General features: G+C 42.1%; 15 protein-coding genes. 7 read left to right on the top strand and 8 right to left on the bottom strand.

Annotation, left to right across the window (positions count from 1 at the left end):
• Window positions 1-104 precede the first annotated feature (104 nt).
• A complete protein-coding gene (locus AC1DXF_RS02375) occupies window positions 105-1,004 on the bottom strand; it encodes a helix-turn-helix domain-containing protein (protein ID WP_477445734.1) in 900 nt (299 codons plus the stop codon).
• Window positions 1,005-1,201: 197 nt separating this feature from the next.
• On the opposite strand from AC1DXF_RS02375, the gene AC1DXF_RS02370 reads away from it, so the two are divergent.
• From AC1DXF_RS02370 to AC1DXF_RS02345, 6 genes are all read left to right on the top strand, one after another.
• Window positions 1,202-2,146 (top strand): aldo/keto reductase, encoded by a 945-nt coding sequence (locus AC1DXF_RS02370; protein WP_477445732.1) that lies wholly within the window; start codon window positions 1,202-1,204, stop codon window positions 2,144-2,146.
• Between the two features lie 105 nt (window positions 2,147-2,251).
• Window positions 2,252-3,163 carry an alpha/beta hydrolase gene (locus AC1DXF_RS02365; RefSeq protein WP_477445730.1) on the top strand — a complete coding sequence of 304 codons (912 nt, stop codon included), beginning with the start codon at window positions 2,252-2,254 and terminating at the stop codon, window positions 3,161-3,163.
• Between the two features lie 35 nt (window positions 3,164-3,198).
• A complete protein-coding gene (locus tag AC1DXF_RS02360) occupies window positions 3,199-4,617 on the top strand; it encodes a carboxymuconolactone decarboxylase family protein (RefSeq protein WP_477445728.1) in 1,419 nt (472 codons plus the stop codon).
• A 125-nt stretch (window positions 4,618-4,742) separates the two neighbouring features.
• Entirely contained in the window at window positions 4,743-5,402 is a 660-nt protein-coding gene (locus AC1DXF_RS02355) for a TMEM175 family protein (RefSeq protein ID WP_477445726.1), read from the top strand.
• Between the two features lie 87 nt (window positions 5,403-5,489).
• Window positions 5,490-6,512, top strand: coding sequence for an amidohydrolase family protein (locus AC1DXF_RS02350; RefSeq protein ID WP_477445724.1), 1,023 nt, complete (start codon window positions 5,490-5,492; stop codon window positions 6,510-6,512).
• 221 nt (window positions 6,513-6,733) lie between these two features.
• The gene (locus AC1DXF_RS02345; protein WP_477445722.1) at window positions 6,734-7,456 is read left to right on the top strand and encodes an SDR family oxidoreductase; all 723 of its coding nucleotides are present in this window, start codon (window positions 6,734-6,736) and stop codon (window positions 7,454-7,456) included.
• Between the two features lie 269 nt (window positions 7,457-7,725).
• Here AC1DXF_RS02345 and AC1DXF_RS02340 read toward each other — a convergent pair whose 3' ends face one another.
• From AC1DXF_RS02340 to AC1DXF_RS02310, 7 genes are all read right to left on the bottom strand, one after another.
• Window positions 7,726-8,805: an alkene reductase gene (locus AC1DXF_RS02340; protein WP_477445720.1), complete on the bottom strand. Its 1,080-nt coding sequence runs from the start codon at window positions 8,803-8,805 to the stop codon at window positions 7,726-7,728.
• A gap of 91 nt (window positions 8,806-8,896) precedes the next feature.
• Complete coding sequence (locus AC1DXF_RS02335; RefSeq protein ID WP_477445718.1) at window positions 8,897-9,823, bottom strand: NADP-dependent oxidoreductase; 927 nt, start codon at window positions 9,821-9,823, stop codon at window positions 8,897-8,899.
• Between the two features lie 125 nt (window positions 9,824-9,948).
• Entirely contained in the window at window positions 9,949-10,932 is a 984-nt protein-coding gene (locus AC1DXF_RS02330; protein ID WP_477445716.1) for a helix-turn-helix domain-containing protein, read from the bottom strand.
• A gap of 249 nt (window positions 10,933-11,181) precedes the next feature.
• Window positions 11,182-11,820, bottom strand: a complete 639-nt coding sequence (locus AC1DXF_RS02325; RefSeq protein ID WP_477445714.1) for an SDR family oxidoreductase — start codon at window positions 11,818-11,820, stop codon at window positions 11,182-11,184.
• 89 nt (window positions 11,821-11,909) lie between these two features.
• Complete coding sequence (locus tag AC1DXF_RS02320; RefSeq protein WP_477445712.1) at window positions 11,910-12,332, bottom strand: putative quinol monooxygenase; 423 nt, start codon at window positions 12,330-12,332, stop codon at window positions 11,910-11,912.
• 6 nt (window positions 12,333-12,338) lie between these two features.
• Window positions 12,339-13,058, bottom strand: a complete 720-nt coding sequence (locus AC1DXF_RS02315; protein ID WP_477445710.1) for a carboxymuconolactone decarboxylase family protein — start codon at window positions 13,056-13,058, stop codon at window positions 12,339-12,341.
• A 142-nt stretch (window positions 13,059-13,200) separates the two neighbouring features.
• Entirely contained in the window at window positions 13,201-14,103 is a 903-nt protein-coding gene (locus AC1DXF_RS02310; RefSeq protein WP_477445708.1) for an MBL fold metallo-hydrolase, read from the bottom strand.
• A 481-nt stretch (window positions 14,104-14,584) separates the two neighbouring features.
• On the opposite strand from AC1DXF_RS02310, the gene AC1DXF_RS02305 reads away from it, so the two are divergent.
• Entirely contained in the window at window positions 14,585-18,256 is a 3,672-nt protein-coding gene (locus tag AC1DXF_RS02305; RefSeq protein ID WP_477445706.1) for an ABC transporter permease, read from the top strand.
• Window positions 18,257-18,541: the final 285 nt, after the last annotated feature.

Here is an 18,541-nt window from a genome sequence, read left to right as displayed (position 1 = left end):
GCCCGTTTGTTTGTTAAAAATTAGTAACTATTTTTTGATAGGCATAGGCCTTATGAAAACAAAGTCATAAGGCCTTTTTTATTCAAATGCATTGCGTTGACCCATCAATTAAATGAAGTCCGGTATTCATTGGGTGAATGCCCGACATGCTGTTTGAAGAAACGGGTAAAATGTGATGGATACTTAAAACCAAGTTTATACGCAACTTCACTTACCGATTTGCTGATATCAAGTATCTGTTCTTTCGCAGCATCAATCAGTTTTAGCTGTATATACTCCTGTGCTGATTTTCCCGTCTCCTTTTTTACCAGGTCTCCGAAATATTTTGGAGACAGGTTGAGTTGGTCTGCACAATACGAAACGGAAGGTAAACCCAATGTTTGCAGCTTTTCCGACTGGAAATAATCGTTCAGTAATCCCTCAAATCCAGTCAATACGTCTTTATGAATATGTTCTCTTGTGAGAAATTGCCGGTCATAAAACCGAACGGAATAGTTCAGGAACATTTCAATGTTACTTACGATCAATGTCCTGCTGTGTTTATCAATTGGGTGAGCTAATTCATACCGGATCTTATTAAAACACTCCAGCACAATTTCTCTTTCTGCATCCGAAACGTGAAGTGCTTCATTGACATCGTAAGAGAAAAAGCTGTATTCGTTAATGCATTTGCCAAGATGGGTGCCACGGATCAAATCGGGATGAAAGAATAATCCCCAGCCTGTTGGCTGTATCATGTTTTCGCTTTCGTCAAATCCAAATACCTGCCCGGGTGCAATGAAAAGAAGTGTTCCCTCTTCGTAATCATAATGACTGCGGCCATATTTTACCTCCCCGCACTTCTCGTCTTTTAAAAAGATCATGTATACGTCTGAAATATAACGTGCCTCTTTTACAGGCTTCGACAGCGACTGATCAAGAACGCTAACCAAAGGATGCAGGGTCTTCTGCCCCCGGTCGTTATTGATCTGGGCCACACTTTCAATTCTAAGGGGATTTCCCATGCCTTCGGTGATTTGAAGTGAAATTAGATTAAGTATTGCAAAAAATCTTACAGAAGCACTCCTGAACAGAAATAATGGTAAGAGAAACAGGAATCTGTATAACTACCTGATGCAAAAGTATAAAGAACTTCGCTCCGTCCAATGATCTATTAAATCATTTGATATCGTTCTGCAAAAATCAGTAAAAATAAAGATAAATGAAAAAAACACCATTAATAGCGTTAGGTACATGGTCCTGGGGAACAGGCTTTGCAGGCGGTGACCAGGTTTTCGGTAACAACCTTAGCGCCGGGGATTTAAGGCAAGTATTTGATACCGCTATGAAGGCGGGGTTTAACCTGTGGGATACTGCTGCGGCTTATGGTATGGGCTCATCCGAATCTATCTTAGGCGAATTTGTAAAACAGTATCGCCGCGAAGACATTCTATTATCTACCAAGTTCACTCCACAAATGGCTGGGTCTTCCAACAACCCTGTCGAGGAAATGCTGAATAGCAGTTTGGAGCGTTTGGGAACGGACTATATAGACATTTATTGGATTCATAACCCTACCGACGTTAATAAATGGACTCCTGAACTGATACCGCTGCTTAAAAACGGAAAAGTAAAAAGTGTAGGGGTATCTAACCATAACCTGGAAGAAATTAAACTGGCGAACAGTATCCTTGCAAAAGCAGGTTTTAGTATTTCGGCAGTTCAAAACCATTACAGTCTTTTATACCGTTCGTCCGAAGATGCCGGGATAATTGACTATTGCAAAACACATGACATTACTTTCTTTGCTTATATGGTGTTGGAACAAGGTACATTGTCTGGCAAATACAACACCCGGAACCCGCTTCCCGAAGGTAGTGCCAGAGCAAATACCTACAATAAAGTACTTCCGCAGGTAAAAGAATTAACCGATGTAATGAAAGAAATCGGCAGTAGCAAAAATGCTTCTGTTGCCCAGGTTGCCATTGCGTGGGCCATTGCTAAAAACACCTTGCCCATTATTGGAGTAACCAAAACTTCCCAAATTGAAGACGCTTTAAATGCAACTAAAATTATTTTAACCAATCAGGAAATAGAAAAAATTGAGGCATTAGCAGCAAACGCGGGTGTTGATACCCAGGGCGCCTGGGAAAAATCAATGATATAATTTTACTGGTCGCTAAAGATAGACTCACCCCGAATTTGCCCCACCGATGGCATCGTTCACAGTTCATTTATATCCTTAAAAAACGAAGCATTCAATTTACCAAAAATGAAAAAAGCAACAAGTTTTAAAAACAAAGACCTGAAGATGGCAGCGGAAATACATCTGCCGGAGGATTTTATTGAAACAAAAAAATATCCCGCTATTGTATGTATCCACCCCGCAGGCGGTGTTAAAGAACAGACAATAGGGATGTATGCTTCACGGCTGGCAGCATATGGATTTGTAGTATTGACGTTTGATGCCTCGTACCAGGGGGCAAGCGAAGGTAAGCCCCGTTACCTGGAAGAGCCTACCGCCAGAGTGGAAGATGCCCGTGCCGGTGCTGATTATTTGTCAACACTTCCTTACGTTGATACTGACCGCATGGGCGTATTCGGGATTTGTGCAGGTGGCGGTTATGCCATCAGTGTAGCACAAACAGAGCATCGTTTTAAAGCAGTAGCCACAATTAGCGCTGCACCTATGGGAGAAGGGTTCAGAAATTTCCTTGGAAACGAAACCCCCGTTTCTGTTTTGCTGGATATGCTAAAAAATGTAGGGCAACAGCGCACCGTAGAGGCAAATGGCGGAGAATTGCTTTACGTGCACTGGGTACCTGATACAAAAGAAGAGATCAATGAGAATACGCCCGATCTATGGAGAGAAGGTCACGACTATTATAAAACACCAAGGGGGCAGCATCCAAATTCAGTGAACAAATATTTGTTTACCGGTACCGACAGAATGATGGCCTTCTCGGCCTTTGACCAAATAAGCACATTGCTTACGCAACCCATTCTTTTAATTGCCGGTAGTAAAGCTGATACCAGATTGTTCAGCGAACAGGCCTACAGCCTGGCAAAAGGCAAAAAAGAATTATTCATTGTAGAAGGTGCAACTCACATTGCCCTTTACGACATACCTGAATATGTAAATCAGATTGTACCAAAGCTGGTCGATTTTTTTCAGGCAATATGATAGTTACTTAAATAAATACCCATAAGAAAAACGAAATGAACAAAGAAAAAGGTTCAAAAAAAGTCTTGTTCGTGGTAACAAGCTGTAATGTAAAAGGAGCTACCGGTATTCCAACAGGATTTAACCTGAGCGAAGTTACACATCCATTGGATAAATTGGAAGCAAGTGGCGTTGTAGTTGATATTGCATCTATAAAAGGCGGCGAAGCACCGTTAGATGGCTTAGAGGATTTCAATGATCCCGTTAATGCCAAATATTGGGCAGATGCTGATTTTCGCAAAACTATCGCCAATACCCTGAAATTAGATGATGCAAAAGCTTCAGACTATGACGCCATATTCTTTGCGGGCGGTCACGGAACCATGTGGGATTTCGCTGATAGCCCTGCAATTTTAAAGTTAGTACCAGAACTTTATGAGTCCGGGAAAATTGTTTCGGCAGTTTGCCACGGCCCTGCAGCTTTGGTAAATGTAAAATTGAGCGATGGCTCATACTTGATCTCGGGTAAAAATGTAGCAGGCTTTACTAATGGCGAAGAGGAAGAAGTGCAATCAACCAACGTAGTTCCGTTCCTGTTACAGGATGCTTTAATTAACCACGGTGCAATTTACAAGCATGCCCCTAATTGGAACAATAACATTGCCATTGATGGCAGGTTGATCACGGGCCAAAATCCGCAATCTGCCGCAAGTGTAGGTGAAGCTATTGTAAAAGCGCTTAAAATTAACACTACCGGCGCAACGGCACCTAAACCTGCATTTTCAAGTGCTGATGTAAGTAGTGTTTCTCCTGCATTAGGCAAGTATATTGCTGAAAAATTAGTCGGCGAGGTTTGGGAGCGTCCGGGTTTGTCAAAGCATGACCGTTGCATTGTTACTTTATCATGCCTGATAGCAAGGAATCAAAGCAACGCAATGCCCCATTACTTTACTAAAGCGCTGAACAATGGTATTGCACCAGGTGAACTTTCAGAAATTATTACTCATCTTGCTTTCTATTCAGGCGTGCCTAATGCCATGTCGGCTGTGGCTGTTGCAAAAGATGTATTTGCAAACTATGGAATTTCACAAGCAGAATTACCTTCAATCGACCCATTGATGCTTGATAAAAATGAAGCTTTACCGGGCGATGAAAACAGGGTCGCTTTTATTCAACAAAATATCGCTCCAATAGCAGAAGGCTTTGCTAAATATACTAATGAATTGTTATATGGTGAAGTTTGGCTGCGTGCAGGTTTAACATCAAGAAGCAGAAGCCTGGCAACAGTATGCGCAATGATTGCAGCCGGGGATATCCAATTTCTGGGAATGTACATGGGCAGGGCCGTTGAGCACGGCATTACCAGGCAGGAAATGGGTGAAGCATTGACTCAACTGGCATTTTATGCAGGCTGGCCAAAACTTGTTTCCGCGTCGTTGGTGGTAAAAGAAGTATATGACAGTGCAGGTAAATAATTTCTTTCATAGGCACCAATTCCCTTAAAAGGAGTTTGGGATTAAAATCGCAAGCTCCTTTTTTTAAAACAGTACTTTATTAGGATGAGTCTGGCTCAAATCATTTTCAAATGGGCCAATAAACAGTGGAAAACAATTACAATCAAATAGCAGGGCAACGCACGCAACGCATTGAGGCAATTGGTGATGGTGTGTTTGCCATTGCGTTAACCTTGCTTATTTTTAATATCAAAGTGCCGGTTGGCGAGTCCATAAAATCAGAGAAGAGTTTGTTGGAAGCATTTTTGGGATTAACTCCCCAATTACTGACTTACTTTCTCAGTTTCATTACGTTGGGAATTTACTGGTCTGCACATTCTACCCAATTCCATTTTATTGCTAAAAGTAACCGGACCCTGAATTGGATCAACTTGTTTTTTTTGCTCTTTGTTTCAACTATTCCATTCACCACTGCATTCTTAAGTCAATACATTACTTTCAGGTTTGCAGTATTCCTGTATTGGCTCAACATTATTATGCTTGGGTTAATACTGGCGCTCCACTGGAATTATGCCAACAAGAATAATTTTACTTCAATAAGCGAAAACGAAAATTTAATCATAAGCAAAGCCATTAAAAGAAGAGTTGTTGAAAGTTCACTGCTTTATACCATTGGTGCCTTGTTAAGCTTAATAAATCCTTATTTGAGCATTGCCGTTTTGATTTCCATTCAGCTGAATTATGCGCTGGGTTTGATCTCAAGTTCCCAAAAACACAAAGCAGATAAAGTAAAACCAGGCGGCTAACACAAATTCATCATCTATCGGAACTCTTAGGGATAAAATCCCGCAAAAAAATACAGTTGTATTAAGAGGAAACAGATTCAAAATAATATGAAGCCATTAAATAAAATAATTACCATTGAAGAGCATTTTATTCTGAAAAGCATCTCGCAAAAAGTAGTAGCATTCAACATCAACGAAAATGGTGGGACAGCGCTCAACGTTGCGGTGCAAAAGGAGTTAATGGCAATGGTGCTGCCAACCAGTGATGATATTGAAGATGTTGGAGAGCGGCGAATAAAATTCATGGATGAAAGCGGCATTGACATGCAAGTGCTCTCGTATGGTGCCGGAGGCCCTCAAAATATAACAGATAAAACATTGGCCATTGAACTTTGCCAGGAAGCCAATAATAAATTAGCTAATTTGATAAAACTGCACCCAACAAGATTTGCGGGCTTCGCCACTTTGCCTGTTGCTGATCCAAGTGCAGCCGGAGAAGAGTTGAACCGGACTGTGAAAGAATTGGGTTTTAAAGGCGCTATGCTTTCAGGAACTTTCAATAGTCGCTTTTTTGATGAACCTGAATTTTTACCCATTTTTTCCAAAGCTCAGGAATTAAAGGTACCTGTGTATATACACCCTGGTTTCATCTCAAAAAATATTGCAGCGCACTATTATCAGAGTAATAACTGGCCTACCGTTGCGGGGGCTATGTTTGCATCGGCAGGATATGGATGGCATTTAGATTCAGGAATCGCAATTGTCCGGTTAATTGCTTCGGGCATTTTTGACAGACTGCCCGACCTGAAACTAATTTCCGGACATTGGGGCGAACTGGTTCCTTTTTTCCTGAATCGCTTAGACGATCAATTAAGCAAGACTTTAAAATTAGATCGCAAAATTTCCGACTATTATAAAAACAATATCTATATCACACCAAGCGGGCTTTTTTCTGAAGCTCAACTTAAATATGTGATTGACGAACTGGGCCCAGACAAAATTATTTACTCAGGTGATTACCCGTATTTAATAGACAAAAACACCAGGCAATTTCTTGAAACGGCGCCTATTTCGCAAGAGGCTAAAGAAAAAATCGGTTACAAGAATGCCGAAAAATTGTTGGGCTTATAGTCTGCTCTTTGAATGCTACAAGTTGAAAAGTGTATATGTCGGCCGTTTTTCACGCTAATCGGAATAATGGTAAGTAAAACAGGAATACGTATAACAGCCTTGAGCGAAAGTATAAAGAACTTTGCCTCTCAATACGAGTAATCCATTTACTGTAACTGTAAAAGGCTGGTTTAAGTAAATATAAAGCCTTTTAGAGACATCGAATACCAAAGAAAAAACGAATGAAATTATCAAACAACAAAATTTTAATTACCGGCGGTGCCACTGGCATCGGTCTGGGATTGACCGAAAGATTTATTCAGGAAAATAACCAGGTTATTATTTGTGGAAGAAGGAAAGATGCGCTGAAAGAAGTATCAGACAAATTCCCGGCAGTGATAACAAAGGTTTGCGATTTATCGGAGGAATCTGGTCGGACGGAACTTTATCACTGGATTGCTGAACATCACAGTGATTTGAACGTATTGGTAAATAATGCGGGTATCCAAAACTGGATGGATATTTCAGATAAGAGTTTTTATGATAAAGCGAAAAACGAAATTGAAATCAATGCTTTGGCACCGTTACATTTGACTTCCCTCTTCGTCGAACTCAAATCATTGGACACTATCATCAATGTAACTTCCGCATTGGCATTTGTGCCAATTACAAAAATGCCTGTTTATTGCGCCACAAAATCTTTTTTTCACTCGTTTACCATATCACTAAGGCATTTGCTGAAATCAAAAAATATAGAGGTCATCGAATTGATCCCACCGGCCCTCAACACTGATCTGGGCGGTAAGGGGTTGCACAGTGAACACCCTTCTGTAGGTGATTTTATTAAGGCAATATTTCAACAACTTAAAGAAGGCAAGGATCAATTGACTTTTGGATATAGCGAAATGCTATCGAAAGCAACACCAGATGAAATACAGGGAATGTTTAAAAGAATGAATCCATAAGAAGAAATAATCAATATTTGAAGTTAGTGCGTTGGAAATGAATTAAATGAGTCCTGTCAGATTTTTCCATGATCCCGAAGTCTATATCTATAGAATACAGGCTGCATTTACCGATAAAAGCCGGGGATCTTACCCCCGGCTTTATTAGTCAGCTTAAATACTAAAAGGACCCATGCCATGTAAGACGTTGGACCGAGATTCTAACAGCATCTTGTTGTTTCTCTTTTACACTTTTTCAAAGTCGCATCCCGATTAAAGACGCTTTAGTATCAGCTTTCTAAAAATGGATAATCGGTGTAACCTTTTTCCCCTCCACCATACATGGTAGCTTGTTCTATGGTATTGAACGCCGCATCCAGTTCGAACCGCTTTGGAAGATCAGGGTTAGCCAGAAATAAGCTGCCGTAGGCGATTATTTTAGCGATACCCTTTTCCAGTTCTGCCTCCCCGCTATCTTTATTGAACCCGCCATTGGCGATGACCAGGTGTTTACTTATACTACCGAATGTTTCTACAGCATTCTTGGGATACTGAGGGTAATTATCCAAAGGGAACAAGCCATTCATCAGATGAATATAGGCCAGTGGCAATTCATTCAATGCTTCGATCAAAGGTCTGAATTGAGCAACAGGATCACTGTTTTCTATATTGTTATAATATACAGTTGGCGATAGCTTAATGCCAACTTTGTCGCTTCCCAACGCATTAACCAGTTCCTGCATAACTTCCAGTACGAAACGGTTCCTATTCCCAATGCTGCCGCCATATTCATCGGTTCTAAGGTTGGCACTTTCCGACAAGAACTGATTCGGCAGATACCCGAATGCGGCATGCAGTTCAACCCCGTCAAAACCAGCTGCAATAGCATTCCTGGCAGCCTGGCCATAATCCTTAACGATCTGTTTGATCTCTTTTGTAGTTAACTCTTGTGGCGTTTCGTAATCTTTTGGCCCCTGGGAGGTAAAATGCTGCTGCCCTTTGATTCCAATCGCCGATGGCGCAACCGGAAGTTTCCCTTTTCTATCCGCCGAATGCCCAACGCGGCCGGTATGCCATAACTGCGCGTAGATCACACCTCCTTTATCGTGAACCGACTTAGTCACTTTTCTCCAGGCCTCAATTTGCTCCTCGCTGTAAAGGCCAGGGGTAAAAGGACTGCCCAACGCCTGTTCGGAGATATTGATGGCCTCTGTAATGAGGAGTCCGGCACTGGCACGCTGTGTGTAATATAATACGGTCAGGTCTGATACGACACCTTCGCCGTTAGCCCGGCTGCGCGTCATTGGTGCCATCGCAATAACGTTTTTCAATATTTCATTTCCTAATGTTATCTTTTCTAATAGTTTCATGGTCTCTTGTTTTATTATCTTATTGATATCTGTAAATTGTACTGCTTGATTTGGAAGATGTTTCCTTGGTTCAGCCCACTGACCGACGCTGTCATTGAATAACAACAAGGACAACTTTACCGTTAACTCCCCCAGCCGACACAAAATCCTGAGCTTGAGCAGCATCGTTTAATGGGAAAGTTTTTGTAACGATGGGACGGAGTTTTCCTTCATTGACCAAAGCCAAACCAGCGGCCAAACTATCCGCTGAGATATTTGAACTGATAAACCGTGCATCAACCCTGTATTTTTCTGCTAATACTGCGGAAGGCGGGGTTACTATACTGAATAATTTGCCTCCGGGCTTTAACAATTCAAAAAGTTTATGCTGTGATTCGCCGCCGGCGCAATCCACCACCATGTCAATATTGTTAGCTAATTGGGTAACGTTTTGCGATTTATAATCTATCACCTCATCCGCACCAAGGCTTTTTGCTAACGCGATGCCTTGTCCTGATGCTGTTGCAATAACATAGGCCTCTGCGTTTTTTGCCATCTGCACCATAGCTCCGCCTGTTGCCCCCGCAGCTCCCTGAATTAAAACTTTCTGATCTTTCGCTAATTTTCCCTCGTTAAATAATACCGATTGAGCGGTGCCGATATTAACCACCAGGGAGGTTGCTTCTTCAAAGGAGGCATTAGTGGGTTTAATAGCTACGTGACTTTCAATGGCAATCGCGTATTCGGCGTACCCGCCTTCTCTCGTTACAGCGATCACCTGGTCACCTGCTTTAAATTGGGTTGCCTTTTTTCCGGTGGCAACAACGATGCCTGCCACATCTGCACCTGGTACAAAAGGTAAACTGATAGGACGGATCTGTTGCATAATGCCGCTGCGTAATTTGATATCCAAAGGATTTACGCTGGCTGCCTTAACTTGAATTAAAACTTGGTTTTCATTGCTGATTTCAGGCTGAGGGACCTCTGCCATCTCTATTACATCGGAATTGCCAAATGCCTTATATTGTATTGCTTTCATTATTTTTTACTTAGTCATATTTAACTGTATGACAAAAGTAGAAGTAAAAAAATGGGTAAAATAACCGAAAAGGACACAAGAATAGTCCTATCCGATAAATGATAGTTGATTAGATAAAAGAAGTTCTATGAAGAGGTGGAAAATTTCTTCGGGGTAATGCCGTACTGCTTCTCGAATAATCGGCTGAAGTGGCTAAGGTTTGAAAACCCCAACGCGTAGCCAACCTCAGAAACGGAATGTTTAGCTTGTTTCAACAGAAAAGCGGCTTCTTCCATTCTGGCTTTTTGGTAATAATTATATATCGTATCACCAAATGTTTGCTTAAAAAGCGGCCTGAGTTTCGTTTCGCTCATCGAAGCGATCAGCGCTAATTCATTTAAAACCGGCGGGGTACTCAAATCACTCAATATCTCGTTGCGAATGACCAGAAGTTTTTCTGCATCGTTGCTGTTTATATTTTTAAAAGTCGTGTTTTCCCTGAGTGATAATTTGCTAAAAAGCAGGTACATTAATTCCTGTACCTTAATTTGCACATAGAAATTATTCAACGAGTTATTCATGTCGACGGACACAATATTTTTAAGCAGTAATTGCATTTCAGCATCCAGACTTTCGAAAAAGAGAAAGGAAGCGTTTTCCGCTGTAATGGTTTGTATGGTCGTATTAGGCTTTTCAATGGATAGAACTGAGCGTAATCTGTTAGCAGTGATCCCAACTACTACATACCGAATATTGCTCCTGGCAGGAAAACGAATTTCCGTACGCAAATCATTTGAGGATAGGAGTATGGAAGCGTCATTTTTTTGTGAGCATGGTATGTTTGCATCATTATGATATTTAACTTCAAGATCTTCCCTGTCATTATAAAAGAAAATGGTACGGACATCATTAGCTATTGCAGCCGGATTGCGTTTAACAATCAGATCTTCATTCAATACATAACGATGGATCGTTAATTTGAAATCATCCCCAAACCCAACTTTACGTACATAACCTTCTCCCAACGTCTTCGGAATTTCCAGTACATTGTCTCTTACGGGCGCATTGATCTGTTTTCCGAATAATGTAATGAAGTCAAAACCGGGGGCTGATGTAAATTCAAAGATCATTGCAGGAAGTAACTGGTTAATATGTCTAAGGTTACGTAAATTTCTCAAAAAAATCACTTTCTTTCAATACATTTCCATTGATGATGCATATTTGACATATAAAACGAAGATAATTAGCTTCTGCAGTATTATTCGCAACATTCATTTTTCACTTCAGGTTGGTATAAAACAAAATAGATTGACCTAACTATTTTGAAGCCAGCTTGGATCCCTACCTATTTCCTTAACGTTACTTGTCGTTTATCTCATTTAATTCATAAAACCAGGCTTATCAGCTTCCGTTCCGGCTTTTTCCATACCGAGGCTTTCATTAACATGAAGTTTTGGATCTTCTATAAGTTTTACCACCAGGTCAGCAACACTTTTTCGGGATATTTCGGTTCCGGTAACTGGTTGGCCTTTTTGAGTGATTTTATAATCAACTTCATCTTTGTTCGTATACCATGTCGGGCGAAGAATCGTATATGCAAGGCCAGACGCCTCAATGAGGCTTGCAGCTTTCTTATAGCGTTCCAGGATAGGCCCGATCATCTGTTTGTTCCACTGGCCAAAAGCACCGGGAACTTCATCGTAAATCCCAATAGCTGCAATGAACACTATACGCTTCACACCTGCGGTCAACATGGCTTTTACCGTCTGTTCAGCGATCACATCTTCCTGACCGTTTATATTAACATAGACCAGGTCTTGCCCCTGCATAGCATTTTCAAGTTTTTCGCCGTCCAGTATATCACCTTCGATCAGCTTAATCTGCCCGCCTTCCAAATGTTGCAGGTGTGAGGCATTCCGCAGATACAAAATAAGATGGATGGAATTATTTTGTGATAACCTGTCGATTACATGTCCGGCAACTTGTCCGCCGGCTCCAAGTATTAATACCTTTGTCATATTCAGTTTCTATAGTTAAAATATCTTGGCATAATTTCATCCGAAGGATGAAATTATGCTGCATACGGTTTAAGGTGCCCGTTAATTTTCTATAACCCTGGCTGCTTCGCACTCGCGATGAGGTTAACGTCTACCAGTTCCAATTTCTTTACCATATGCTCTACCGTAGCCTTGTACTTTTTAAAGTGAGGCGTTGCAATATGTTTTAGATAGGCGGCACTGTCGGCGTAGATCTCCAGGATAGTTATCCGCGAAGGGTCTTTTTTGTCGGCGACGGCATAATAGGTCAATACACCGGGTTCCAGCCGGACAGCCGTTTGCATCTGCTCTTTCAATGCTGCATTATATTGCTTGAGTTGTGTCGAATCAACTTCAATTTGAGCTATACGGATCATGCGCTTATCTGTTTGTGCTTTAGCCTGTAAAATAGAAAGGGTTAACATTCCGCAACAGCCGAGTATCCTAAATGATGCCCGCACTGTCGTCCTGTAAAAATGATTGCTGATTTTCATATATCTTTATTTAGTGTCCTTGAGCTTAGTCAGTATTGTACGGGCAGCATCTGCCTGTTGTTTCCCGATGCTGCTTTCCAGCAAGGCAAAAACTTGTTCCAGGTGCCCTTCCATTAGCCCCACATTCATCCCCATGCCCAGGTGCGCTTGTAATTGTGCTTCCAGTCCGGGCAGGCTCGCGAGTACCGTGATCGTTGCCAGTTCACGCTCCTGATAGGTCAGTACGCCACGCCCAAAGATGTCGGCAAACAAGTGCTCTTTCAAAAAAGCATCAATGCCGGGTGCAAAAGCATTGGCGCCAGTGAGCGGGCCGTTCTGTGGCTTACCTGTTAAAGTCTCCAGCGTTTTCCTTCCCGCCTCGTATTTGCTTTTATTATCGCCGGTTACAGTAGTTGGGGTCTGTCCTTCCGCGTCATGTATACCCCTGGATTTCCGTTCCTCCAGCACAGACATGAAAGTGGTAATACCGTTAAGGCTACGCGGAAAACCGCAGTAGGCATATAACTGCACCAGTTCTTCCCTGATCTGGTTAATAGTCATCCCTGCATCAAGCCCCGCATTCAGGGCATTTTTCAATTGTGGCAGGTTACCCGTTGCGGTAAAGGCGGCAATCAATACAATATGTTTTTCGTTTGGATTTAACTCGTGACTTTGTTGTGCATTCATAGGAAGACTTGGAATAGTTATCAGAAGTATTAATAATGTACGGGTGATTGCTCGATTCATAGTTGATCAGCGTTTATTAATTTAACATCAGGCTTAGCGAGGACGAGGCACCACAGACCATTACATACAACGACGGTCGGATTAATAGTCAGGTATATAAACCTCTTCATTTTTAACTTGATCTTTGGGATTATTGTTCCTTTTATTTTCCGGCAGACTGCAGTATGAAGGGCTGTCCCGGTGCAAGCACCCGGATGCGACCAGGATTAATAACCAATTTCGCCAGTCTTGCCGGATCGCCGTTAAAAGGTTTGAAATCAGGCGCGTCAACAAAGCCCCAGTGACCCAGCATCACCTGCGCATGCGGGTAAGCGTTTAGTAACTTTGCCGAACCTTCAAGTCCGAAGTGCCATTCGCTGTCTTCGGAGTAATCCAACAGGATCAGGTCAGGAGGCGGCAGGTGTAGTTGCTCGGGCATTAAGCGCGAATCGCCCGGTGCCCAGATCGTGCCATCAGGGGTATGGAAATAAAACCCGCAGGCATCTTCCGGATTGAAATGTCGTTTGCTTGTACCCGGATAGGCGTTCTGCCAGGCATGGTCGGCGGGTGTAAGTTTTGCGCTTACAACTCCGAACTTAAAAGTTTCACCAATGCGATGCCCGCTGGAAGACAATCCGTCATTTTTCATTAATGAATCCACGTATATGGTGGAATGATAGACTGTGGTTGCCGCTTTTAGATCACGAAAAGTTTCGACGCTGTAATGATCGTTGTCGCTATGAGTTACCATAATGGCATCAACACGCGATACGTCTTTCGGCAAGATGGGGAACTTCATCAGCAGCGGCATATCATAGCCTTCCAGCAACGGATCAATCATAAAGATGGTACCCCGGCTGTTCACCATAAATCCGGCCATACCCAGCCAGCGAACAGTCGTGCCTGTTGATCGCTTAAAGGCTTCTGAACCAAAAGGCTGGCTTTCCGGCGCTTTGGCCTGGTACTTTTTAGCTTTTTTTTGGGTGGTGTCAACCGCCTGAGCATGGAGATTTGCCTCCGCTACAAGGAGTATCAGACTCACCAGAAATAATTTTGCAAGTTTCATCCGGTTGTAATTTGGTAATGTAAATTACGTGGGAAAATATTGGCCCGTGGTTATACAGACTCCTGAAATACTTACCATTATTCCTGATTTTAATGTCATGTGTGGATATACCACACCTTATTGCCCCCCCCCCCGTTGGTCAATTTTAAAATGACCACCCTTAGTGCTTAAGTTCAGACCTTTAGATAGAATAAAGCAAATTGGCAATGAGGCGGCAAACCAATAGGATTTTCCGGAACGGTATTCAAAGTTGGGGGGAAATAAAATAAGTATTTTCTTTGCGGGAATATTAACGGAACCGAATACCCCGTACGGAGCGCTTACGAAACACTTGTCAGTCTATTATAGCCCAATCTACACAATCCAAAACTGAACAGTTCAATGTCCGGTTTTGTTACAGCGTACATATTTCGCCCTGTATAATTTTTTATATATCAATAAGTTATAAATTTGGAACAACGATTGCCCTTAAATATTTCAATTGAATACATACACTTTCCATATTAATGCTTACGACCTGGCTTTCTTTGGGACGATCTTTATCGGGCTCACTTTTATCCTGCTTTTATGGTTCACCAAAAGGATAAACCAGGCCGCAAATCGTTTTTTGGCCCTGGCACTGGTTACGATTGTTTTGTGGATAAGCAGAATACTGGGCATCGACATCGGCCTGTCAACTTACATTACTAACTGGAGTTGGTTGCCGCTACAATTTTCGCTTGCACTTGGCCCCTTTATTTTCTTTTATGTACTTAAAGTAACCCGACTGGAATATAAATTCCGGTCTAAGGATCTGCTGCATTTTAGTCCGCTCTTGCTGGAATTGGGTGCTCAGGCACTGGAAGTTAGGGATAGTATAAAAACCGGTGCCGCTACTTATGAAACGCAGGCCTTTCGGCAACTGAACCCGGTATTGCAGTTGCTGGCGTTTATTTCGGTCATCGTATACCTTTACCTGGCTTACAGGCTTACAACACATTTTTACCGGCGGATAAAATTTATTGGCAGCGACAGGTACCGGTACGAGTTGCGCTGGCTACGCAGCTTATTGATAAGTTTTGGCCTGTTATGGCTATTGTGGATACCTTTTACAGCGGCCGACTCTTTATATTACCATTACCAATTAAGTATACAGGCCTATTATCCACTATGCCTCTTTTTAGCGGCAATGGCCATCTGGATGGCGGCCGTGGCTTTTTTAAAGCAAGAGGCTGGCGTACCGGTGGCTCCCCCGCAGTTTTTAAAGCAAGCCCTGCCTGCAGAAATGAAGCAAAGGGGTACCTGGCTAAAGAAAGCCGTGCAAGCCGGCCTGTATTACCAGGACCCTGAACTAAGCTTAAGCTCGCTGGCCGAAAAACTTGAGCTGGGCCCCCACGAATTATCCCGGATCATCAATACAGCGCTCAAAAAAAGCTTTAATGATTTCATCACCGAATATCGCGTTGCAGACGTGGTTCAGAAAATGCAGGACCCTGCTTATGACCATATCACCTTGCTGGGTATTGCATTTGAATCAGGCTTCAATTCTAAAACTACTTTTAACCGCACTTTCAAACAAATCACCGGGAAAAGCCCGGTGGAGTATAAAAACGAACTGAAAAAAGAGCGCCCATCTTATAATTTGGGGCGCTATCCCCGGTTTGCGAAGGTAATTTCGTTTGACGAAGCCACTCCCAGGTGGTCTCCTGAAAAATTAAACCGCAATTATATGTTTAAAAATTATTTGAAAATAGCACGGCGCAACCTCATCCATAATAAAAGCTATGCCGCTATTAATATTACCGGCCTGGCTGTTGGTATTTCCGTTTGTATGGTGATTTTTATCATTATACAGTTTCAAACAAGCTTCGATAATTTTCACTCCAGAAAAGATCGCATCTACCGTGTGTTAACCGAATATCATCATGCAGATGCAGGGAATATTTCTTATGGGAAAGACATCCCTTTTCCAATGCCCCTGGGATTGAAAACGGGCCTTCCCCAAATAGAACAGGTAGCTCCAATTTTTGCAAGCCATGATGATGAGTTGCTGTTACCTGATGGCAACGGAACACCGGTAAAAGAATTTAAAGAGCAGCGGGGGGTATTTTATACAGGACCTTCATTCTTTAAAATATTTGATTTCCCCCTACTCGCTGGTTCATACGCCTCGTTAAAAGACCCTAACAATGTATTACTTACAAAAGAGATCGCTGAAAAATATTTCGGCGACTGGAAAACTGCGATAGGCAAAACCATTAAACTAAAAGCCGGCGGCTACATTTTCGAGCACGGTACCGATGTATTGAAAGTTTCGGGCATCCTTGCCACCATACCGGCAAATACAGACTTTCAGCTAAAACTTGTTGTGGCCTTTGGAACAGGTTTTACCGGAAGTTACCTGGAAAAATCTACCGAATGGGCCGAAACAGTACCTGATTTTGGTTGCTACATTTTGTTGCCGCCAAATGTTGCCGGCGACAATTTTAATCAGCAATTACGGGCGTACTCACGAAAGGTAAAATCTCCGGCCAATAAGGATAGTCACACTGTGCAGCCACTAAGCGCGGTGCATTATGATACCCAGGTAGGTAATTACAGCAACAAAACCATCAGTCATCAGCTGCTCAATGTACTATGGTTGATTGCGGCATTCATCCTGTTAATTGCCTGTGTAAACTTTATCAACCTCTCCACCGCGCAAGCTGTTAACAGGGCAAAGGAGGTTGGCGTACGTAAGGTTTTGGGGAGCAATAAATCTCAATTGCAAATCCAATTTATCGTTGAAACATTTTTGATAGTAATAAGTGCCGTAATACTAGCGGCATTTATTACTATCCTTGCATTGCGTTCTGTAAGTCAACTTTTAGAACTTTCGCTTTCATTCAACATACTCAACAATCCTGCAATTATTTTATTTCTTTTAACTGTAACCATTGTTGTAACCGCGCTAGCCGGTTTTTATCCTGCAATTGTTTTATCACGTTTCAATCCTGTTAATGCCTTAAGGGGTAAACTTACATCAGGCAATGCAAACGGGATTTCATTGAGACGAGGATTGGTAGTGTTTCAATTTATCATTGCACAGGCATTGATCATCGGCACGCTTATCATTGTAAAGCAGATGAATTATTTTATGGATCAGCCTTTAGGCTTTGATAAAGATGCAATTGTAAATGTTCCTTTCCGTGTAGATAGTCTTCGCATCAGCAGGCTGGATTATTTAAAAAAACAGTTATTGTCGGTAAGCGGCGTGCAAACAGTAAGTTTCAGTTCTAATACCCCGGTCGAAAACGGTAATGATATGTGGAGCGCCATCCGGTTTAACCATGCTATAAAAGAAACAGATTTTAAGGCTATTACCAAATTCGCCGACAACGAATATGTTCCGGCTTATAAACTACGCCTGATAGCCGGAAGAAATTTGCAGCCGTCGGGTATGACAAGAGAATTTTTAGTGAATGAGTCGCTGATGAAAAGTTTGGGAATAAAAAATCCTGATGACATATTGAATAAAGAAATAAGTATATGGAGCGACAATATAAAATGTCCGGTTGTTGGTGTATTGAAAGATTTTAATGATCGTTCTTTTCGTCATGATCTGGCGCCATTGCTTATTACCACAAACAACACCATGTACAACCAGGCCGGGATAAAACTGGCAACAACAAACATTGCCGCTACAATGCAAGCTGTTAAAGAAATATTTGAGCAAACATTTCCCGATTTTGTTTATGAATACAAGTTTTTGGATGATAAAATTGAAAACTTTTACAGACAGGAAAATCAGTTAGCGGCTTTGTATAAAATTTTTGCAACAATCGCCATATTCCTTAGCTGCCTTGGCTTGTATGGCTTAGCCTCATTTATGGCAGTACAGCGAATAAAAGAAGTTGGCATCCGTAAAGTACTTGGTGCCAGCGCAGGCAATATCGTTTATTTGTTTTCAAAAGAATTTATCATACTCATTGCCATTGCTTTTGCCATTGCGGCACCCATTGCATGGTATTACATGCACCAATGGTTGCAAGCTTATGTTTACCGCATCAACATCAGTTGGTGGTTATTTGCAGCCGGCGGCCTGGCTTCAATAATTATTGCACTTGCAACAATAAGTTTCCAGGCAATAAAAGCGGCAATGGCAAACCCGGTGAAAAGTCTGAGGAGTGAATGATTGGGGCGATCGGCCAAAAAGAACTTAGGTCCATAAACGTGCGATCTGAGATTTAGTTGAAACACTTAGGTGGTGCGTTCCGGGGTGAGACACGGGACGCATTTTTTTATGGGGGCAGATGTAAAAAATGCCATATTAATCAATTTTTTAAGCCCGGAGATGTTAATCCCCAACAAATGCCTCCGGTTTGCAGGGGTATTTTTCGATATATTGACGATGGCTTAGGCATCTTGGGGCCCGGGCGGGTACCAGGGGTGGTGAGCTGTTGCCGGGGTTGGCGACATA

This window comes from Mucilaginibacter sp. P2_A5, from assembly GCF_056404995.1.
This window is presented reverse-complemented; position numbering and strand designations above follow the sequence as displayed.